The organism is Paenibacillus sp. 1_12 (genome assembly GCF_900114475.1).
Lineage (GTDB): Bacteria > Bacillota > Bacilli > Paenibacillales > NBRC-103111 > Paenibacillus_S.
On sequence record NZ_FOTE01000004.1, the window covers coordinates 274,449 to 290,394 of the forward strand.

Annotated in this window: 19 protein-coding genes; 6 read left to right on the forward strand and 13 right to left on the reverse strand. The window is 43.3% G+C overall.

The annotated features are described in order from the left end of the window. Positions 1-8 precede the first annotated feature (8 nt). Both BM210_RS11610 and BM210_RS11615 read right to left on the reverse strand, forming a co-directional pair. On the reverse strand, positions 9-2,759 hold the full coding sequence (locus BM210_RS11610) for a CHASE3 domain-containing protein (RefSeq protein WP_177237769.1): 2,751 nt from the start codon (positions 2,757-2,759) through the stop codon (positions 9-11). Positions 2,760-2,883: 124 nt separating this feature from the next. Further along, positions 2,884-3,102 (reverse strand): hypothetical protein, encoded by a 219-nt coding sequence (locus tag BM210_RS11615; RefSeq protein WP_091168034.1) that lies wholly within the window; start codon positions 3,100-3,102, stop codon positions 2,884-2,886. A 179-nt stretch (positions 3,103-3,281) separates the two neighbouring features. Between BM210_RS11615 and BM210_RS11620 the strand changes: the two genes are divergently transcribed. Further along, on the forward strand, positions 3,282-3,563 hold the full coding sequence (locus BM210_RS11620) for a hypothetical protein (RefSeq protein ID WP_091168036.1): 282 nt from the start codon (positions 3,282-3,284) through the stop codon (positions 3,561-3,563). Positions 3,564-3,677: 114 nt separating this feature from the next. On the opposite strand, the gene BM210_RS11625 is transcribed toward BM210_RS11620, so the two are convergent. The 4 genes from BM210_RS11625 to BM210_RS11640 form a co-directional block, all read right to left on the reverse strand. Beyond that, positions 3,678-4,304, reverse strand: a complete 627-nt coding sequence (locus BM210_RS11625) for an FMN-dependent NADH-azoreductase (protein ID WP_091168037.1) — start codon at positions 4,302-4,304, stop codon at positions 3,678-3,680. Between the two features lie 140 nt (positions 4,305-4,444). After that, entirely contained in the window at positions 4,445-4,726 is a 282-nt protein-coding gene (locus tag BM210_RS11630) for a hypothetical protein (protein WP_256223511.1), read from the reverse strand. Between the two features lie 109 nt (positions 4,727-4,835). Then, positions 4,836-5,945 (reverse strand): glycine oxidase ThiO, encoded by a 1,110-nt coding sequence (gene thiO, locus BM210_RS11635; RefSeq protein WP_091168039.1) that lies wholly within the window; start codon positions 5,943-5,945, stop codon positions 4,836-4,838. Continuing rightward, positions 5,942-6,580, reverse strand: coding sequence for a thiamine phosphate synthase (locus BM210_RS11640; RefSeq protein WP_091168040.1), 639 nt, complete (start codon positions 6,578-6,580; stop codon positions 5,942-5,944). The genes thiO and BM210_RS11640 overlap by 4 nt, the downstream gene beginning before the upstream one ends. A 187-nt stretch (positions 6,581-6,767) precedes the next feature. On the opposite strand from BM210_RS11640, the gene thiD reads away from it, so the two are divergent. The 3 genes from thiD to BM210_RS11655 all read left to right on the forward strand — a co-directional run bounded on the left by thiD (position 6,768) and on the right by BM210_RS11655 (position 8,934). Then, positions 6,768-7,610 carry a bifunctional hydroxymethylpyrimidine kinase/phosphomethylpyrimidine kinase gene (thiD, locus tag BM210_RS11645; RefSeq protein WP_091168041.1) on the forward strand — a complete coding sequence of 281 codons (843 nt, stop codon included), beginning with the start codon at positions 6,768-6,770 and terminating at the stop codon, positions 7,608-7,610. A 109-nt stretch (positions 7,611-7,719) separates the two neighbouring features. Beyond that, a complete protein-coding gene (locus BM210_RS11650) occupies positions 7,720-8,157 on the forward strand; it encodes a DUF86 domain-containing protein (protein WP_091168043.1) in 438 nt (145 codons plus the stop codon). Positions 8,158-8,304: 147 nt separating this feature from the next. Beyond that, a complete protein-coding gene (locus BM210_RS11655; protein ID WP_256223513.1) occupies positions 8,305-8,934 on the forward strand; it encodes a helix-turn-helix transcriptional regulator in 630 nt (209 codons plus the stop codon). A gap of 58 nt (positions 8,935-8,992) precedes the next feature. On the opposite strand, the gene BM210_RS11660 is transcribed toward BM210_RS11655, so the two are convergent. After that, positions 8,993-9,631 (reverse strand): bifunctional 4-hydroxy-2-oxoglutarate aldolase/2-dehydro-3-deoxy-phosphogluconate aldolase, encoded by a 639-nt coding sequence (locus BM210_RS11660; protein WP_091168045.1) that lies wholly within the window; start codon positions 9,629-9,631, stop codon positions 8,993-8,995. 179 nt (positions 9,632-9,810) lie between these two features. Here BM210_RS11660 and BM210_RS11665 point away from each other — a divergent pair, with 179 nt between their 5' ends. Together BM210_RS11665 and BM210_RS11670 are read left to right on the forward strand one after the other, a co-directional pair. Further along, positions 9,811-10,269 carry a DUF948 domain-containing protein gene (locus BM210_RS11665; RefSeq protein WP_091168047.1) on the forward strand — a complete coding sequence of 153 codons (459 nt, stop codon included), beginning with the start codon at positions 9,811-9,813 and terminating at the stop codon, positions 10,267-10,269. A gap of 17 nt (positions 10,270-10,286) precedes the next feature. Further along, complete coding sequence (locus BM210_RS11670) at positions 10,287-10,670, forward strand: YtxH domain-containing protein (RefSeq protein WP_091168049.1); 384 nt, start codon at positions 10,287-10,289, stop codon at positions 10,668-10,670. A gap of 106 nt (positions 10,671-10,776) precedes the next feature. On the opposite strand, the gene BM210_RS11675 is transcribed toward BM210_RS11670, so the two are convergent. The 6 genes from BM210_RS11675 to BM210_RS11700 form a co-directional block, all read right to left on the reverse strand. After that, a complete protein-coding gene (locus BM210_RS11675) occupies positions 10,777-11,910 on the reverse strand; it encodes a phosphodiester glycosidase family protein (protein WP_371263458.1) in 1,134 nt (377 codons plus the stop codon). Positions 11,911-11,977: 67 nt separating this feature from the next. Next, positions 11,978-13,786, reverse strand: a complete 1,809-nt coding sequence (locus BM210_RS11680) for an EAL domain-containing protein (RefSeq protein ID WP_091168051.1) — start codon at positions 13,784-13,786, stop codon at positions 11,978-11,980. A gap of 84 nt (positions 13,787-13,870) precedes the next feature. After that, positions 13,871-13,993 (reverse strand): cyclic lactone autoinducer peptide, encoded by a 123-nt coding sequence (locus BM210_RS11685; protein WP_091168052.1) that lies wholly within the window; start codon positions 13,991-13,993, stop codon positions 13,871-13,873. Between the two features lies 1 nt (position 13,994). Next, positions 13,995-14,546 (reverse strand): accessory gene regulator B family protein, encoded by a 552-nt coding sequence (locus BM210_RS11690; RefSeq protein WP_091168054.1) that lies wholly within the window; start codon positions 14,544-14,546, stop codon positions 13,995-13,997. After that, on the reverse strand, positions 14,543-15,214 hold the full coding sequence (locus BM210_RS11695; protein WP_091168056.1) for a hypothetical protein: 672 nt from the start codon (positions 15,212-15,214) through the stop codon (positions 14,543-14,545). The genes BM210_RS11690 and BM210_RS11695 overlap by 4 nt, the downstream gene beginning before the upstream one ends. A 139-nt stretch (positions 15,215-15,353) precedes the next feature. Then, a complete protein-coding gene (locus BM210_RS11700; RefSeq protein WP_091168057.1) occupies positions 15,354-15,941 on the reverse strand; it encodes a CPBP family intramembrane glutamic endopeptidase in 588 nt (195 codons plus the stop codon). Positions 15,942-15,946: the final 5 nt, after the last annotated feature.

The following is a 15,946-nucleotide window of genomic DNA, read 5'->3' on the forward strand; positions in this document are numbered from 1 at the left end:
CGAATACATTAGGACTTGCTCAACCAAACTCGCATAACTGAAAATAATTGCTCTAAATGGATAGGCTTACTAATATAATCCGAAGCGCCTGCTTCCAGACATTTTTCACGATCATATTTCATGGCTTTGGCTGTGAGTGCAATAATAGGCATCTCATTCAGCTGTCGATCCCGACGAATATGTCTCATTGTTTGGTAACCGTCCATCTCAGGCATCATAATGTCCATTAAAACAATGTCAACATCCTTATGAAGATCCAGCATGTCCAGACACTGCCTTCCATTATGAGCCGTTATGACGCTCATTCCTTGCATTTCCAGTGCCTTGGTTAAAGCAAATATATTTCTGACGTCATCGTCTACGACAAGTACCTGCTTACCATCAAATACCGAAAGATGGGTCAATGCTGGTTCGGTATTCGGCACTATCAGATTATTTACAGGTGGGGTCTCAGGCAGCTCCGGGGTACTCACAGAAGCAGCTGAGGATTCGGCATACATTGTAGCCATTTCCATGGATGAAGAGTTTTGCAGGCAAGGTACGTAGAGTGTGAATGTACTTCCGATGCCTTCTTCACTTTCCAAGGCGATGCTGCCGCCAAGCAGGCTCGCAAATTCCCGGGATATGGACAAGCCGAGCCCGGTTCCCCCATATTTCCGTTCTGTTTTACCGTCAACCTGTTGAAAAGCTTCAAAAATGAGGAGACGCTTGTTATCAGGAATACCGATTCCCGTATCAGATACGGAAAAGGCTATGACATTTGCAGAGCTTGCATGCGGCAGCGCGATATTGGCTTCAAGCGAATCTGCTTTTCGTATAGATAACGTTACCGTGCCGCTTTCCGTAAATTTGAAGGCATTGGATAACAGATTTTTTAATATTTGCTGCAGCCGCTGTTCATCCGAGAAAATTAAAGAAGGAAGTCCAGGATGCTCAATAATGCGGAATTGCAGGTTGCGCTGTTTTGCGATTGGTGTGAAATTGCGCTCCATAACATGAGGAAGCTCTGTCAGGTTGACAGCGGCGATTTCAATTTCCAGCTTGCCAGCCTCAACCTTGGATAGATCGAGAATATCATTGATCAGTGACAAAAGATCTTTACCGGATGAATTTATGATTCGTGCATATTCTTGTTCATCCGCATTGAGCGTACCGTTTGCATTTTCAACTAAAAACTGGGACAAAATAAGTAAACTGTTGAGTGGCGTACGAAGCTCATGGGACATATTAGCCAAAAATTCCGACTTGTATTGTGAGCTTTGCTGGAGCTGCTCGGCATATTGCTCGAGTTCTTTTTTGGCCTGCTCCACCTCGTACGATTTTTGTTCTGCAAACAGGTTCTGCTCTTCCAGATGCTCGTTCGTTGAGCGTAGCTCCTCGGTTTGCACTTGCAATTCTTCGGCTTGTGTCTGAAGCTCTTCCGTCTGTGCTTGCAGCTCTTCCGCCATAGTCTGAGACTCACTATATAAATTTTCAATTTCCGTACGGCTGGCTGCATTGTGCAGTGTGACACCAAATGGCTCAACAATTTGTTCAAGAAGCTGCTGTTGAAGCTTCGTAAAGCTGCTTAAGCTGGCTAGCTCCATAACAGCAAGCACATTTTTTTCAAACTTAATAGGTGCAATAATAATTTGTTGAGGTGCTGTGTGACCCAAGCCTGAAGCGACTTTAATATAGTCGTTTGGCAGTTGATTCAAAATGAGGATCCGATTCTCCAACGCACTTTGACCGACCAGACCTTCGCCGATGCGGAAGCTCTCTGTGCCTACACCATCCGCTTGTCCGGCATAGGAAGCAAACCGGGTCAAAACATCCTTTTTGTCTGCGATCTGACGTAAGTATAAGACTCCGTAGTGGGCTTCGACTAAACCGGCGACTCTATTGATAAAGGATTGAGTGAGCAATTTCATATCAGTAACACCTTGAAAGGTTGTCGCCATGTCCGTAATCTCGGTGCTGACCCAGTTTTGTTGTTCAAGCTTGGTTAACAACTCATTGGTAACCTCTGCCAGATCACCAACCTCATCATTTGTTTTCACTTCAACCCTCATGGATAAGTCGCCTTTAGAGGCCGCGATATGTTTGATCGAATCCGTAACCTGTTTGATCGTTTTTACAATCGAACTGGATGTTACTAACGCAATCAGAATTGCAATAGCGGAAACGATAACCCATATTGTATTTAAGATGGAAAGGAGAACTTCATTATCACTAATGAGCTGTTGACTACGCGCATCCGTTAAGGAAAGCTCTGTGCTGCGAAAAGCTGCAAGCTGAGATCTCAGCTGGTCTGTATATTTTTTGCCGATGTCTGTTTTGAAAAATTCAATGATGCCTGCGTTGTTGTTTTCTTTTTTCATTGTGATTACAGGATCACCGGCTTCATTGATCCAATGCTCGATGTTTGTTCGGATGCTTGCTAAATTTTGAACCTGTTTGGGATTATCCATGACCAACTGGCGAAGTTTACTATAGTTTTCCTTCCAGCTGCTGACTCCATTATTATAGGGGATCAAATACCGCGTATCTCCGGTAACAACATAGCCGCGTTGGCCACCTTCCATATCCAAAATATTTTTTTCAATTTCATTGCTAAGGTTATGAACCTGGAAATCGTGTCCCGTGATATATTCTCTATCTGCCTTCATAGACGTAACCCGGTCATTAATTAAAAGTATAGATATGCTAAGGCCAATAAGTACGATAAGATAGCCCAGAATAATTTTCGTTCTCAAATTGAATCTAACTTTGCTGAACAACTTGAAATACCTCCTCATGAAGCCTCTTCGAACATGGATAGCATATTTAAACCGTTTAATAGTTAGAATACCAAGTTTAACTCTACCATATTAACGAAATCTATAAAAGATGAATTTTGAATTTTTATATGGTTTCATATAGTAAGCAAATGGAACCATCTCTGTTGTCCAGGGAATGGTTCCATTTGTGTTTGCGCTGCAACTTTTCCTTGTGTTCTCTAAAGGTTGGTGTTAACCGGGCCGCAGGATCAAGTCCATTCCAGCTTAATCGGTTAATCTCAGGATTGTATTTGCCTTCACGTTCTTGCTTCTGACGGAATTTTTTGGCTTTACTAAGCGCCATAATGAAACCTCCTCCAGTAAAATGATTCATTGACAATTATACATGAGATGGCTATTTTTTGCATCGAAAGAGTATGACATTTTTGCAACGTTATGGTGAATCGGTTGTGTTCGACAATTCGTTTTGGTAATCTAATGAAAGATTGCTGTAAACAATATACCCGTTCGGGAGTGAGTAAGTTGTCCTACGATTTTTACTATTGGTTGATTATGGGTGTCGGATTTATTATTCCAAATTTGGTAGGTGTGGGGCTTATGTGGAAGACGCAGAAGCTTCTTATGTCTTCACTGGTTTCGCTGGTTATCAATTTGATCATATTCGTACCGGCTAGTTTATGGTGGGCGGCTTTATTTGTCGGATTTCCACGTACATTTGGATTAGCTGGCTATGGCATCGCATTTGTAAACATTGAAGTACTGCTGCTGTTCGCTTTGATTATTATGAGAAAGAAAAGCACTTGATTCGTTCTGAGTCAAGTAAATCAATCGATATGAAAAAACTCCCGCCACCTAAATGTACATAGGTGTGTGGGAGTTTTTAGGTTGATGATAAATAACGATATCTTCGTTAAAATCTTAGAAGGATGCAGCAGCAGCTTTGGCTTTTTCCAGACCTTCTTCAATAATGGCTTGTCCACGATCAGGGAATTGGTTATGTCCCTCGATAACAACAGTTGTTGGATCTTGAACTCCGAAGAAATTAAAGATCGTTTTAACATAGTTCAAAGACATTTCGATTGCAGCGGCAGGACCTTCGCTGTAAACGCCGCCTCGTGCGTTCAGCAATGCTACTTTTTTATCGCTAATTAAGCCTTTAGGACCTTCAGCAGTGTAAGCAAAAGTTTTGCCTGCTTGGGCAACATAAGTCAAATAGGTTAACAATTGTGCAGGAACCGTGAAGTTCCAAAGTGGGAAAGCAACAACGATTTTGTCAGCAGCAAGGAACTGCTCCAAATATTTATTAACATTATCCGCTTTTTCTTGCTCGGTTCCTGTTAAGTCGTAACCTTTGCCAAGCTTAAAGAGGCCTGTTAAGGTATCTACATCGTAGTATGGAAGTGTTTCATTGAATAAATCTAGTTCTTCAATATCATCATTGGGATTAGCAGCTTTGTAGCTCTCCAAAAATGCGTAGTATAACTTGACACTAACTGCTTGATCTACTGGACGTCCATTAGCTTTAATAAATAATACTTTTGACATAAGTATGATGCCTCCTGAAAATAAATTAACTTACTTTACTTTAGTATGATATTAAATCTGCTTACATTTGTCAAGTGACTATTTTTAAATAATTTACGAATTATTTTTAAAAAAATGTAAAAAAAAAAGAGCTGATCGGATTACTCCGCAGCTCCCTTTTTACTCAGGTAAGACTTGAATTTTCGTTCACGGGCTTCCCAACGCAACACGGATATAAAAAATCCGATTGATGCAAACACGATTAGCCGAATGTACAGCCAGGACGTTTGAAAGGTATGCTGTGTCAGCCATTCCATACCTGTAATTATCGCTGTTAATGCGATTCCCCAGGTGATTAAACCAAAGTACATCACATATTTGCCTTTGCCCATGGTTCTTCTTTTACGCCACTGCTCGGCTTGTTGTTCGTTCATTTCGTTCATAAAGCTGCTCCTCCTGAATCCGTCTCGATCATTTCATTGCTTGGAGTTATTCGCTACTATGAGCTCGAAGTCCTCCTGTCTGCAAATTGTTTTAAGTAGTTAGCCTTATTTAGATGGCTTTCGTCCGGTCCGGAGAGAATGGAGTCAGATCGATTTCGGTTGATTCACCAAGGATTAGCTGCTTGATCAGCCTGCCTGTAGCGGGGGCTAATAAGATTCCATTGCGGTAGTGTCCCATTGCAATCGTTAAGCCTGGTGCATGGCTGGATGTCCCCATAAATGGCAGACCATCACGAGTTCCGGGACGCAGTCCTGCCCAGGTGCTGACAAGCTCAGCTTGGTCTAACGACGGCAGCAGCTTGACGGCTCTTGCGAATAAATCGCTTATCACGTTCACATGGCAGCGTTTGTTAAAACCTGCTTCTTCCTGAGTAGCTCCTATGATCATGCTTCCGTCAAGTTTAGGCACGATGTAGCAGCCTTGTGTAAACACGGTGCCGCGTAGGACTGGTGCTTCAGTTCTTACCGATATACACTGCCCTTTAACGGGGAATAAAGGAAGCTCCAGACCGAGGGGCTCCGTTAATGCGGAACCCCAGGCACCTGCACAAATAATGACATGGTCAGCGAATAAAGACCCTTCGGCTGTTCGCACACCTTCAATGCGACCCTGTCTTTCAATAAGTCCGAATACAGGTGTCCATTCACGAATTTCGCAGCCAAGCTTGCGCAGACCTGCTTGCAACGCTTTGGCCAGCTGGACAGGATGAATTTGATGGTCCTGCGCAAAACGCAAACCACCCAGAATGTTGTGTGAAAGACCCGCCTCCAAAGCAAGCATCTCCGACGTGCTTAACCATTCAGCATCCTGAATCCATGGGAGACGGCTTTTCAATTCCTGCTCATCATCTGCGTGAAGCGCAGCACGCAAAATGCCTTGGGTTATGTACTGTGGCGAAATCGCGCTAATCTGATGAATTTCTTCGCTCCATTCGCGGTATAATCGTTGGCTCAGACGGCACAGCTCGTAGAAGGCGCCGGGCTGGTGTGTCTCTACTTGAGCTCCCAGCATGCCTGCGGCAGCTGTTGAAGCTTCCTGATTCAATGCCCCTTTGTCCAGTAGCGTACATTGTATTCCGCTGCGGGTGAGCTCCCAAGCGATCGTGCAACCTATAATACCACCGCCAATAATGATTGCGGATGTAGACCTGCTGTTCAATGATAATCTCTCCTTGGGCTATATTGGGAATAATTCAACGCATCTCGATAACGGATGATTTGTTGAGCGGGCTCTGGATGGAGCAGAATGGAGGACAGCAAGGCAATACCGCTGCATCCGGTCGATAGAACCTCCTCAACATGGGATACGTCAATGCCGCCAATCGCAATGACTGGGATCGGACTGGCTGCAACGACAGCCGCAAGTGTGGCAATACCTCGAGGCGCGAGCCCGGCTTTGGAGTTCGTTTCATATACATGGCCGTAGAAGACATAATCAGCTCCTTGTTCTGCCGCGAGTACCGCTTCTTCAGCTGAATGGACAGAGCAGCCCATTCGGACGGCCGCTGGCATAATCTGGCGGCTTTGCTGAATGGTCAAACTTTGATATCCAAGCTGAACGCCCGGAGATTGTACGGCAAGCGCAACATCCAGCCGATCATTGATATAAATGGCAGATTGAGCGAATAAGGGCTTAAGAACGGTATACCACATTGCCAGCTCGCGAGCGCTGCGTTGTTTTTCCCGAATATGAAACATATCAATAAGTTCAGTTGGGCACCTCGAAGCAATAGCTGCTACCTCGTCAAGCTCTTGCTGGGCCGTAGTAAGGACGTGGAGCTCATGCTTCCTCATGAAGAGCACTTCCTTTGGCAACAATGGATTTAGGAACATCATAACGCAGCCTATGCAGACCGTCAAAGCGTTTGGGAAAGTTGTCATAAAATGCTCAATAAGCTGCGTACTTGACGGTGGGAAAACAGACCTATACACTTTATGATAAGAGTAGCAACTGAACACGCCTTAGAAGGAGAGAATAAATGTGAAGCAAGTCTTTAAAGCACTGACTATTGCTGGCTCGGACAGCGGCGGTGGAGCAGGTATTCAGGCTGATTTGAAAACTTTTCAAATGCTTGAGGTTTATGGAATGTCAGCGATTACGGCGGTAACCGCTCAAAATACGCTCGGTGTCCATGGTATTTATGATATTCCAATTGAGGGCATAGCGCTGCAAATTGAATCGGTTATTTCCGATATCGGAGTTGATGCGCTCAAGACCGGCATGTTGTCCCAGCCTGAAGTGATTGAACTGGTCGCCGATCTGGTTACCAAGCATAAGCTCCGTAATCTCGTGGTTGATCCAGTGATGATTGCCAAAGGCGGTGCTAGTTTGCTCGCTGATCACGCTCAAGATGCGATGCGAAAGCGTCTATTGCCATTAGCGGCACTGGTGACGCCGAACATCCCGGAAGCAGAGGTCATTCTCGGCGTGGAGATATCATCTTTGGAATCAATGAAGGATGCCGCTGTGCGGATTGTCGAACAGTTTGGCTCGGCAGCAGCGATTATTAAAGGAGGGCATCGAATAGGGGAGCCCACCGATGTTTTATACGACGGAGAGCAATTTCATCTTTTTACCGCAGAACGCTACGAGACACGCCACACTCATGGCACAGGCTGTACATTCTCTGCTGCGATTACAGCTGAGCTTGCCAAAGGCAAGAGCTTGACTCAAGCGGTACAAACAGCCAAAACATTCATCACACTCGCTATCCGAAACGAGCTTGGCATTGGAGGCGGACACGGACCTACAAATCATTGGGCTTATTGGCGTGAAGAACAGGCTCATTTGGGGTTACAGGCAAAGGAGCATGGGGAATCATGAGCTATGAATATTTGATGCAGGCAGCTATGTTAATCATTCTGATGCTGGCCAGCTTTCCGGCCATCATGCTGTGGTCCAAATGGAGAAAGAAGAAACGGAGATAAGAACTATGTATTATGTCAATCATGAACAAATCGATTTGCGTTTGCAGTTTATTCCCACATTGATCGAGGCATGCCAGCAGCTGGAGCAAGCCTGGGAATCGACACCGTCATCGGAGAGGCTGCTGTTGCATCTGGCTCAGGAGCGTACCCTGCACTTAACGATTGAGACCATTACCGACGTTGGCAGCTTGTTAATAGATGCTTTCATGATGCGGGATGCCAGCAGCTATGAGGATATTATCGAGATTTTAAAGGATGAGCGTGTTTTTGATGAGCCTATTGCTTCTGTTTTTCGTGAGTTGGTACAGCTTCGGAAATCGCTTGCACAGGAGTATGCCAGTTATACCCGAGACACTCTTCATCCTTTGATCAGCGCGCTGCCGGCTGTACTTGCCGTTTTTGAGGCTGCGGTGCCTGCCTTTATTAGTCGTGAGCTGGTGTAAGAAGTATTTCAGCAGAACTTCGAATAAATGGAAAGTTATGATACTTTTTAGTATAATAATTTACTTATAGTTGATTTTCATATACAATCAATTTATAAGTTTGAATGATAAAATTCATTAGAGTAATACAAAAGGCGGTGAGACTAAGTGAACCAGGAATTTGATATGTCGACACGTAGAGTAGTATTGACCATGTTGAAAACCAAAGGACCACTGGCTGTCAGTGAAATGGCCAAGCAGCTCGGAATTACGGAAATGGCTGTACGAAGACATTTGAATACACTGGAACGCGATGGTCTGATCGAATCGAAGCTGATACGTCAAGCGATGGGAAGACCGACGAATCTATATTCATTGACCGAAAGTGCGGATGATTTATTTCCTAAAAATTACTATCATTTGACATTGGATTTATTAGGCGAGCTTGTGGAAGAAGCGGGTGAGGCCAAGGTAGAGCTGTTGTTTGAGCGTCGCAAGGAAAAGATGATTGATCGCTATGAAGAGCAAATGCAGGGTAAAGAGCTCGGGGATCGGGTTAAGGCGCTGGCGGAAATTCAGAATGCCAATGGTTATATGGTGAATTGGTCTGCTGATACGGATGGAACCTTTGTCATTAATGAGCACAACTGTCCGATCTCGCAGGTAGCGAATCATTACAATCATGCTTGCCACTGTGAACTGATGATGTTTGAAGCTCTGCTGGATGCCGATGTCAAGCGTACGGAATGCTTGGTCAAAGGCGGACTCAAATGCTCGTATTCGATACAAGCCAAATAGGAACGATCTCCCGCACGCTTTCTGCGCTGGAGATCGTTTTTATTTTAAGGAGGATAGCTTACTTAACCAACAAATTCGCTGTTAATGCGGCAGCTTTATCACGAATCCATGTAAAATTACCAGCGGCAATTTCCTGCAAATTAATCAAAGAACCACCAATTCCAAGACCATAGCATCCTGCTTGTATAAATTGGGCGATATTGGCTTCATTAACACCACCTACTGCTACCATCGGGATGTGGTTAAGTGGTCCTTGGAGCTCTTTAATATAGCCCAAACCGAGGCTCGCTCCAGGAAATATTTTGACAGCAGTTGCCCCAGCTTTCCAAGCCTTGACGATTTCTGTCGGAGTCATGGCTCCCGGGAAAATCGGAATACCTTGCTCTACCGCATAGCGGATCACATCCTCATCCGTGTTCGGTGTGACTAAATAGGAGGCGCCTGCCGCAATTGCTTGCTTAGCATCCTCGATATCGAGTACGGTTCCAGCCCCTATATACATCTGATCGCCGAATTGCGCCTGCAGCTTGGTGATCATGGCTAAGGCACCGGGTGTATTCAATGTTATTTCCATGGCTCGGATACCGCCATCTAGCAGCGCTTGAGATAAATCGATAATATGTCTTTCCTCCACGCCTCGAACTATCGCAATGATGCGCGTTTTTTCAATCCATTGTAAACCTTGTTCACGATCCATGCTTCCATCCACCTCATCCACAAGTAATGTGTCTATTATGCCATCTTTTCAGCAAACAGGCTATTGCTCCATAGAACAAATTTCAGAAATTGTGTGTCAAATCGCTGGGCTGCTACCTATAATGTAGTATTCCATAGGCATTCGTCCTGGGAAGCTGTTTTGGAAGGAGGTCCGGGAAAATGGATTGGCCATTAATCGTTGCCTTGGCGGTGCTAACAAGCCTAGTAATCATTGGTTTTGCCTTTCATGTATGGATTGAAACCCGTCGCGCAGTCCGTAGGTCGATGGAGATGATGGAGCGAATGGAGGCACAGATGGTCTGTACCCTAGAGGACACCCGAAAGCTGATCGAAACCTCACAAAGCCTCATTGGCGATATCCAACGCAGCCTGAACGCAGCAGAGGGTTTCATTCAGGCCATCCAAACCACGGGTGAAGCATCTGCTAGCTTATCCAAGTCCATTAAGGGGATATCCGGGGTATTGTCCAATTCGATAACAGAGGCACGAATCACTCTTCAAAATGAGCATGATACGGTGCGCAATCTGATCGCCATGACGACAATGGGTGTAGAGCTGTGGCACAAATGGCAGTCTCGCAAGCCTTCCAAACTAGCCTCGCACACGAATGAACAATAGTGAAGGAGATGATCAGTTTGACAACTAATAACAGAAACAAGGATTTACTGATCGGAGCTGTAGTAGGCACCGTTCTGGGAGCTGTGACCGCACTGCTCTTTGCTCCCAAATCAGGTCGTGAGTTGAGAACGGATATTGTGGATGGTGTACAGCAGGTATCTACCAAGACCCAGCAGGCTGCAGAGTCCATTGCCGATAAAACCAAGCAGCTGGCCGGAACTCTAAATGAAAAAACACAGCTAGCTGCGCAAACCGTGAGCCGCCATACATTAGAATGGTCCGAAAAAGCAAAGGAAACGGCTTTGTCGTGGAAAAATAAAGCTTCGCTTTCCGGCACAGAAGGTACAACGGAGCCAACGGAAACTGAGCCAACAATCCAGGATGAGTCTAAAGTTAGCTAAGCTCGAAGTCTTACAGCAAGTATGGCTTTCCAACAGCAAAAAGACACCGATTCAGCAGCGCCAATTCGCTACAGGGTCCGTGTCTTTTTGCTGTTTAACTGTCTGTTCACCATTTCGAAGCATCAATCTTGCTCGGGTCCAGACCCTCCCATATATTGCGTATAGGAGCAGAGTCAGGATTATCGAAAACGAGCCATGCGGTAGGCAGGAATCGCTCGCCGTATTCACTGGAAGGACGATTCACAATCTCATTGTTATGAACAAGAACCGTAGATGAACCACCATCCAGGTTGGCTGCTGTCACCGCACCTTTCTCTAGAAATATTTGTTGGATGTCATAGAGAGTGGCACCGATACTGTAGCCGGGCTGCCTGCCGTCAATAATGGCAAACATAATCGTTCCATCTTCCTTCTGGGCCATCGCGGTTCGCGGCGCAACTCCCCAGCCGTCCGCCTGACTCTTGATCTGACCCACACCGTTTACTATAAACCGCGGCGCAAAAGTAACAGCTTCCTGTACACCCATCTGCAGCAGCTCACTTGGCTTGTATTTGCCCGCGACCATCCGCCCATCCTTATCAATAGCCACGATATGATTGGCAGTATTCATACCGCCATCGTTATAAAAAATTTTACCGCCCGAAATGACAATTCCTGTTGGCTGAAAGCCATTCCCCATCCATTCGGGATCGACGAAGCCGCCTGCATTCACTCCTGCAACCGCACCGAGACGTTTGACCATAGAGGAAACCTTCTCCCCTTTGCCAGCCTTGCCAGGTACCGCGATTCTAAGCTTTTTGGCGTCATTGACGATCAGCAGCTTTCCTTTAAAATTTTTCCCTTCGATGGGCTCGATTTGGACGAGTGGTTTTTTTTCGACAGCTTTGATTTCCGGTGGTTTATTCACCTGAACAAGCTTTTGATCCTTTATCTCGGCAAATTGATCGAATTGCTTCCAGTAACTGTCGACACGTTTCTCAAGCTCATCCTGACCAATCAAATATTTGGCCCAATGCCGATGTTGAGTGGAAATCAGCGTATCGGCCATCATATAGCGAAGATTAGAGCCTGACTCCGTCAAAAAGAACCATAAGCTAAACATCATCCCAAATATCATCAACACGATAGATGTATATAAGGATAAGGTAAGGAAGACGGAGCTACTTTTCTTTTTTACCTTTTTATTAACTCTCCTTATTGCAGTTGCTGCTGGCATGTTCATTTCCTTTCCATACTTCATGGTCTAACCATTAGACGAAAAAAAATAGAAAAAAGTTTCAGTACAAGACCTCACTTTTTTCTATTTATCAGACTATCGACAGTTGTTTGTTTTCTTTTAGCAGAATTTCAAAATCATCAGCCGAAATCGGCTTACTGAATACATAGCCCTGAATTTCATTACAGCCTCGCATAATTAAAAAATCCAGCTGTTCCTTCGTTTCCACGCCCTCGGCAAGGGACTTAATTTTTAATTGCTGGGCCATTGCGATAAGTGCTGTGACGATTGCCGCATTTTCCTCGTCAAAGGTCACGTCGCGGATGAACGATTGATCGATTTTGAGCGTATGTACTCTAAATCGCTTTAGGTAGCTGAAGGAGGAGTAGCCAGTTCCAAAATCATCAATCGAAATGTAGACACCCATGGATCGCAGCTTTTGCATCGTTTCAATAATATAAGGAACGTTCGTCATGGCGACGTTCTCGGTAATTTCCAGACAGAGCAGCGCTGGATCGAGACCTGTTTCTTCTAATGTATCCTCTATGATTTGCACGAACTGAGGCTGATGAAATTGTATGGCCGAAATATTAACAGATACGCGGAGCGGTTCGTGACCGAGCGATTGCCATTTTTTATTTTGAATACAAGCTTGCCGGAGCACCCAGTTGCCTATCGGAATAATAAGGCCGGTTTCCTCGGCCAATGGTATAAATTCAGCCGGAGATACCATTCCCCATTCCGGATGAAACCAGCGGATGAGCGCCTCCATACCAAATATTCGACCGTGGCTCAAATCCACAAATGGCTGGTAGTACACATGGAATTCGTTGCGCTCCAGTGCTTTACGCAGATTGATTTCCAGACTCAATCTGTGTAGGGAGCGTTTGTTCATTTCAGGATGGTAGTAATGGTATGAATTCCCACCTTTCTCTTTGGAACGGTACATCGCAATATCCGCATTTTTCAATAAGGTTTCTGCATCCGTACCGTCATTCGGATAAAGACTGATTCCAATGCTTGCTGTTACAAACAGTTCCTGATTTTCAAATATAAAAGGCTCCTTTAGCAGCTCCGGAATGCCTTTGGCAAATTGGGCAGCTTCATCGTTGCTTGAAATATTAGACAACAATACAATAAATTCGTCTCCGCCGAAGCGTGCTACAAGATCCTTGTCCAATACGTACTCTTTAAGTTTATTGGATAAAGCATGTAAGAGCAGGTCACCAACATGGTGCCCAAGTGTATCGTTAATTACTTTGAAACGGTCCAAATCGAAGAAAATAATAGCCATTTTACCGCCGGTACGCTCTGCTTCGACAAAGCTCCTTTTGAGGCGCTGATCAAAATGCAATCGGTTCGGTAAATTGGTGAGTGCATCATGGTAAGCCATATGGACGATTTTTTCTTCTGCACGCTTGCGTTCGTTCACTGCGCGTATAGTCGCATAAGAACGAAGCAATTGTCCATCCTGAGTCTCGCTGATGATTTTTTCGAACAATTGATCATGTTTTCTGGGATTGTGTTCAGCAGAGCTTGGATCAGATGTACTTATGAGCTGAATCACATTCTCAACATGTTCGCGATGAATTCGGGCTGCAGAAGCCATTTTGTACTTTTGACGGTCCTGCTTGTTGAGATAGACGATGCCTTTTTTATTATCATATTCTGCCACATGATTCATATTGACGATATTGGCATTATCCAATAATCGAAAGCCATCCTCAAACAGCCATTCTTCCAAATTGTCGAAAGAGAAGTCAAGGTAATACTGATGTTCTTTAGTATGAACGATAATTTCACGATCGCGAATCTTGTCAATTTTGACAACCTCACTAGAATCAATAATCAGTATTTCTGACCCTCTCTTGCCATCTCGCGTGACGGGAATTTTCTGCATAAAGACTCAGCTCCATAAGAGAAGGATTGGATAGCGCAATAGGGGCCGCGGCAAAGCGCAGCCCCTATTCATTACAATAACATATTATTTTTTCAAAAGCTCTTGTGGAGTTTCCGGACGGTGCGCAATTAGAGAATTAGTTGTTACAAAAATGGCAGCAAGGGACATAAGAGCAGCATTAGCAATAATGGCAAGTCTTAGTTTCATATTAACACCTCCTCTCTATAAAATCTCTTAGACGATAAGCGGGACTGGTAGTGAGAAATGCTTGTATACAAAAAGCAGCCGTTAGCATTGTAGATTGGATTATAAAATTTGAGGAAACCATTAGAACTGCGATTAATTTTAGAATTGGATAATATTTTGGGTCCAAGCTGCTCATATTTTGTATGTTATTGGGTGTAGTAATCAAAAAGACAACAATAGCTGCTGCATCTAAAACTGCAGAATACAAACTGTAATCAAATGTGACAAAAGCGATAGTATTAAAAATGAGTATCGATATGATGCAGCATGACATTGAGGAAGAAGCGTGCATGCCACCAGTTATACTTCTTATAAGAATAAAGGCTGCAATACCCAATACACATTGAATAAAGTGTCCAGTGATTAAACAAAACAACAGGGAAATCGTAATGGATATGAACGTGTTAATGATTAAACTTAGTGCATACTTTAGTGCAGTTTCAGATCCTGCTTCACTATAGTTTTTTCTAATAGATTTGGCTAAAAATTCAGCTGATTGATCGATAATACTCATCTTTTAGACAACCTCGCTCGTCGATTCTCCCATAACTTTTTATTATGTTTATACGCGAGAAAAATCCCTATTAAAAAAATAATTCCTGATATGATAGGGATATAAAAATGAAGAGAGGACTGTTTAAATGCAATAACTAATACTTGAATAATTACAATGGCAATTACCAAGATAGCTGATAATAAAAAGTTGTATCCTTTTAGCGCATCATTGCTTGTAGTATGGAAACCTAATTTATATCTCAGCAGCGGATAAACCAGCAATAGCAATAATGCAGTTACAATTAAATCAAAACACATAAATTCGATAGCTGATGCTTGCATCGATTCTTGCGTAAATAGATTATAAGGGGCACCTATTGATATAACGACCCCCTCAATGGTCGCTGTAGCCAGAGAACCAATCACGCACAATAAAAGTGAAAATATTAAGGGTAAGTAGAATAATAAGGTTATGAGTACGATTTCAGCAATGATGACAGGTAATGCTGAAAAATCGGGCTCAAGAATAATATCCCTTATGTAGACTGATATACTGGATAATATGAATGCAATTAATAAAACCTTATGCAAAGAATAACGGAAATGAATTCTGAACAATGATAGACATAATAAGATCATAGCTGAAAATTCTATAGTTGAGAAAAAAATCTTAATCAATATGTTCATACATTGCTCCTTACATTACGCTTGTTTTTTAATAATAATTTGTTCAGAGGGTGAATTTAATATGCAATTATACCCAGTTTAATACACTATCAAAAACTTAACAAGAAAAATTTGTCGAATAAAGCGCTATCATTCATTATCATCCTTTTAAAGTCCTTACAAGCAGTGAAATGAAATTTAGACTTCCGTGTATGAGGATGCTTGTTGCAATCGTACCACTCTTTTTGTAAGCATAACAAAGTACAATTCCCGTGATAAAATACGCTCCAATCCTCTCTATACTAAAATGTCCCAGAGCAAAAATAGATGAAGATACAATTGCCCCTATCCAAAAAAGATTTTTATTATTAAACCAACCGAAAATGATTTTTCTATACGCAATTTCTTCAATTATAGGTGCAACTACTACTACATAAAAGGGCATGACAAGATATGTTTGGATCAGATCGTCGGTTATGATTTGTGAGTTTCCTATAAGTAAAGCATTGGCTGCATGAGCAAAAATACAGTATTTTAGACCGTTAAATGCCCATTTGTACATCTCATTATTTCGTAACAGTAAATTAAAATCGATATTCTGGATCTCTTTTCTTAATAGAAAAAGAAACAGAATACAACTACTTATTGGAAGGAAGGAGACTGTATATTTGTTAAGAAAAAAGACAACAGGACCTGGTCCGACAAATAAGAAAAAAATGATTAAAATCCACACGTATTCTTTTTTCAACACTA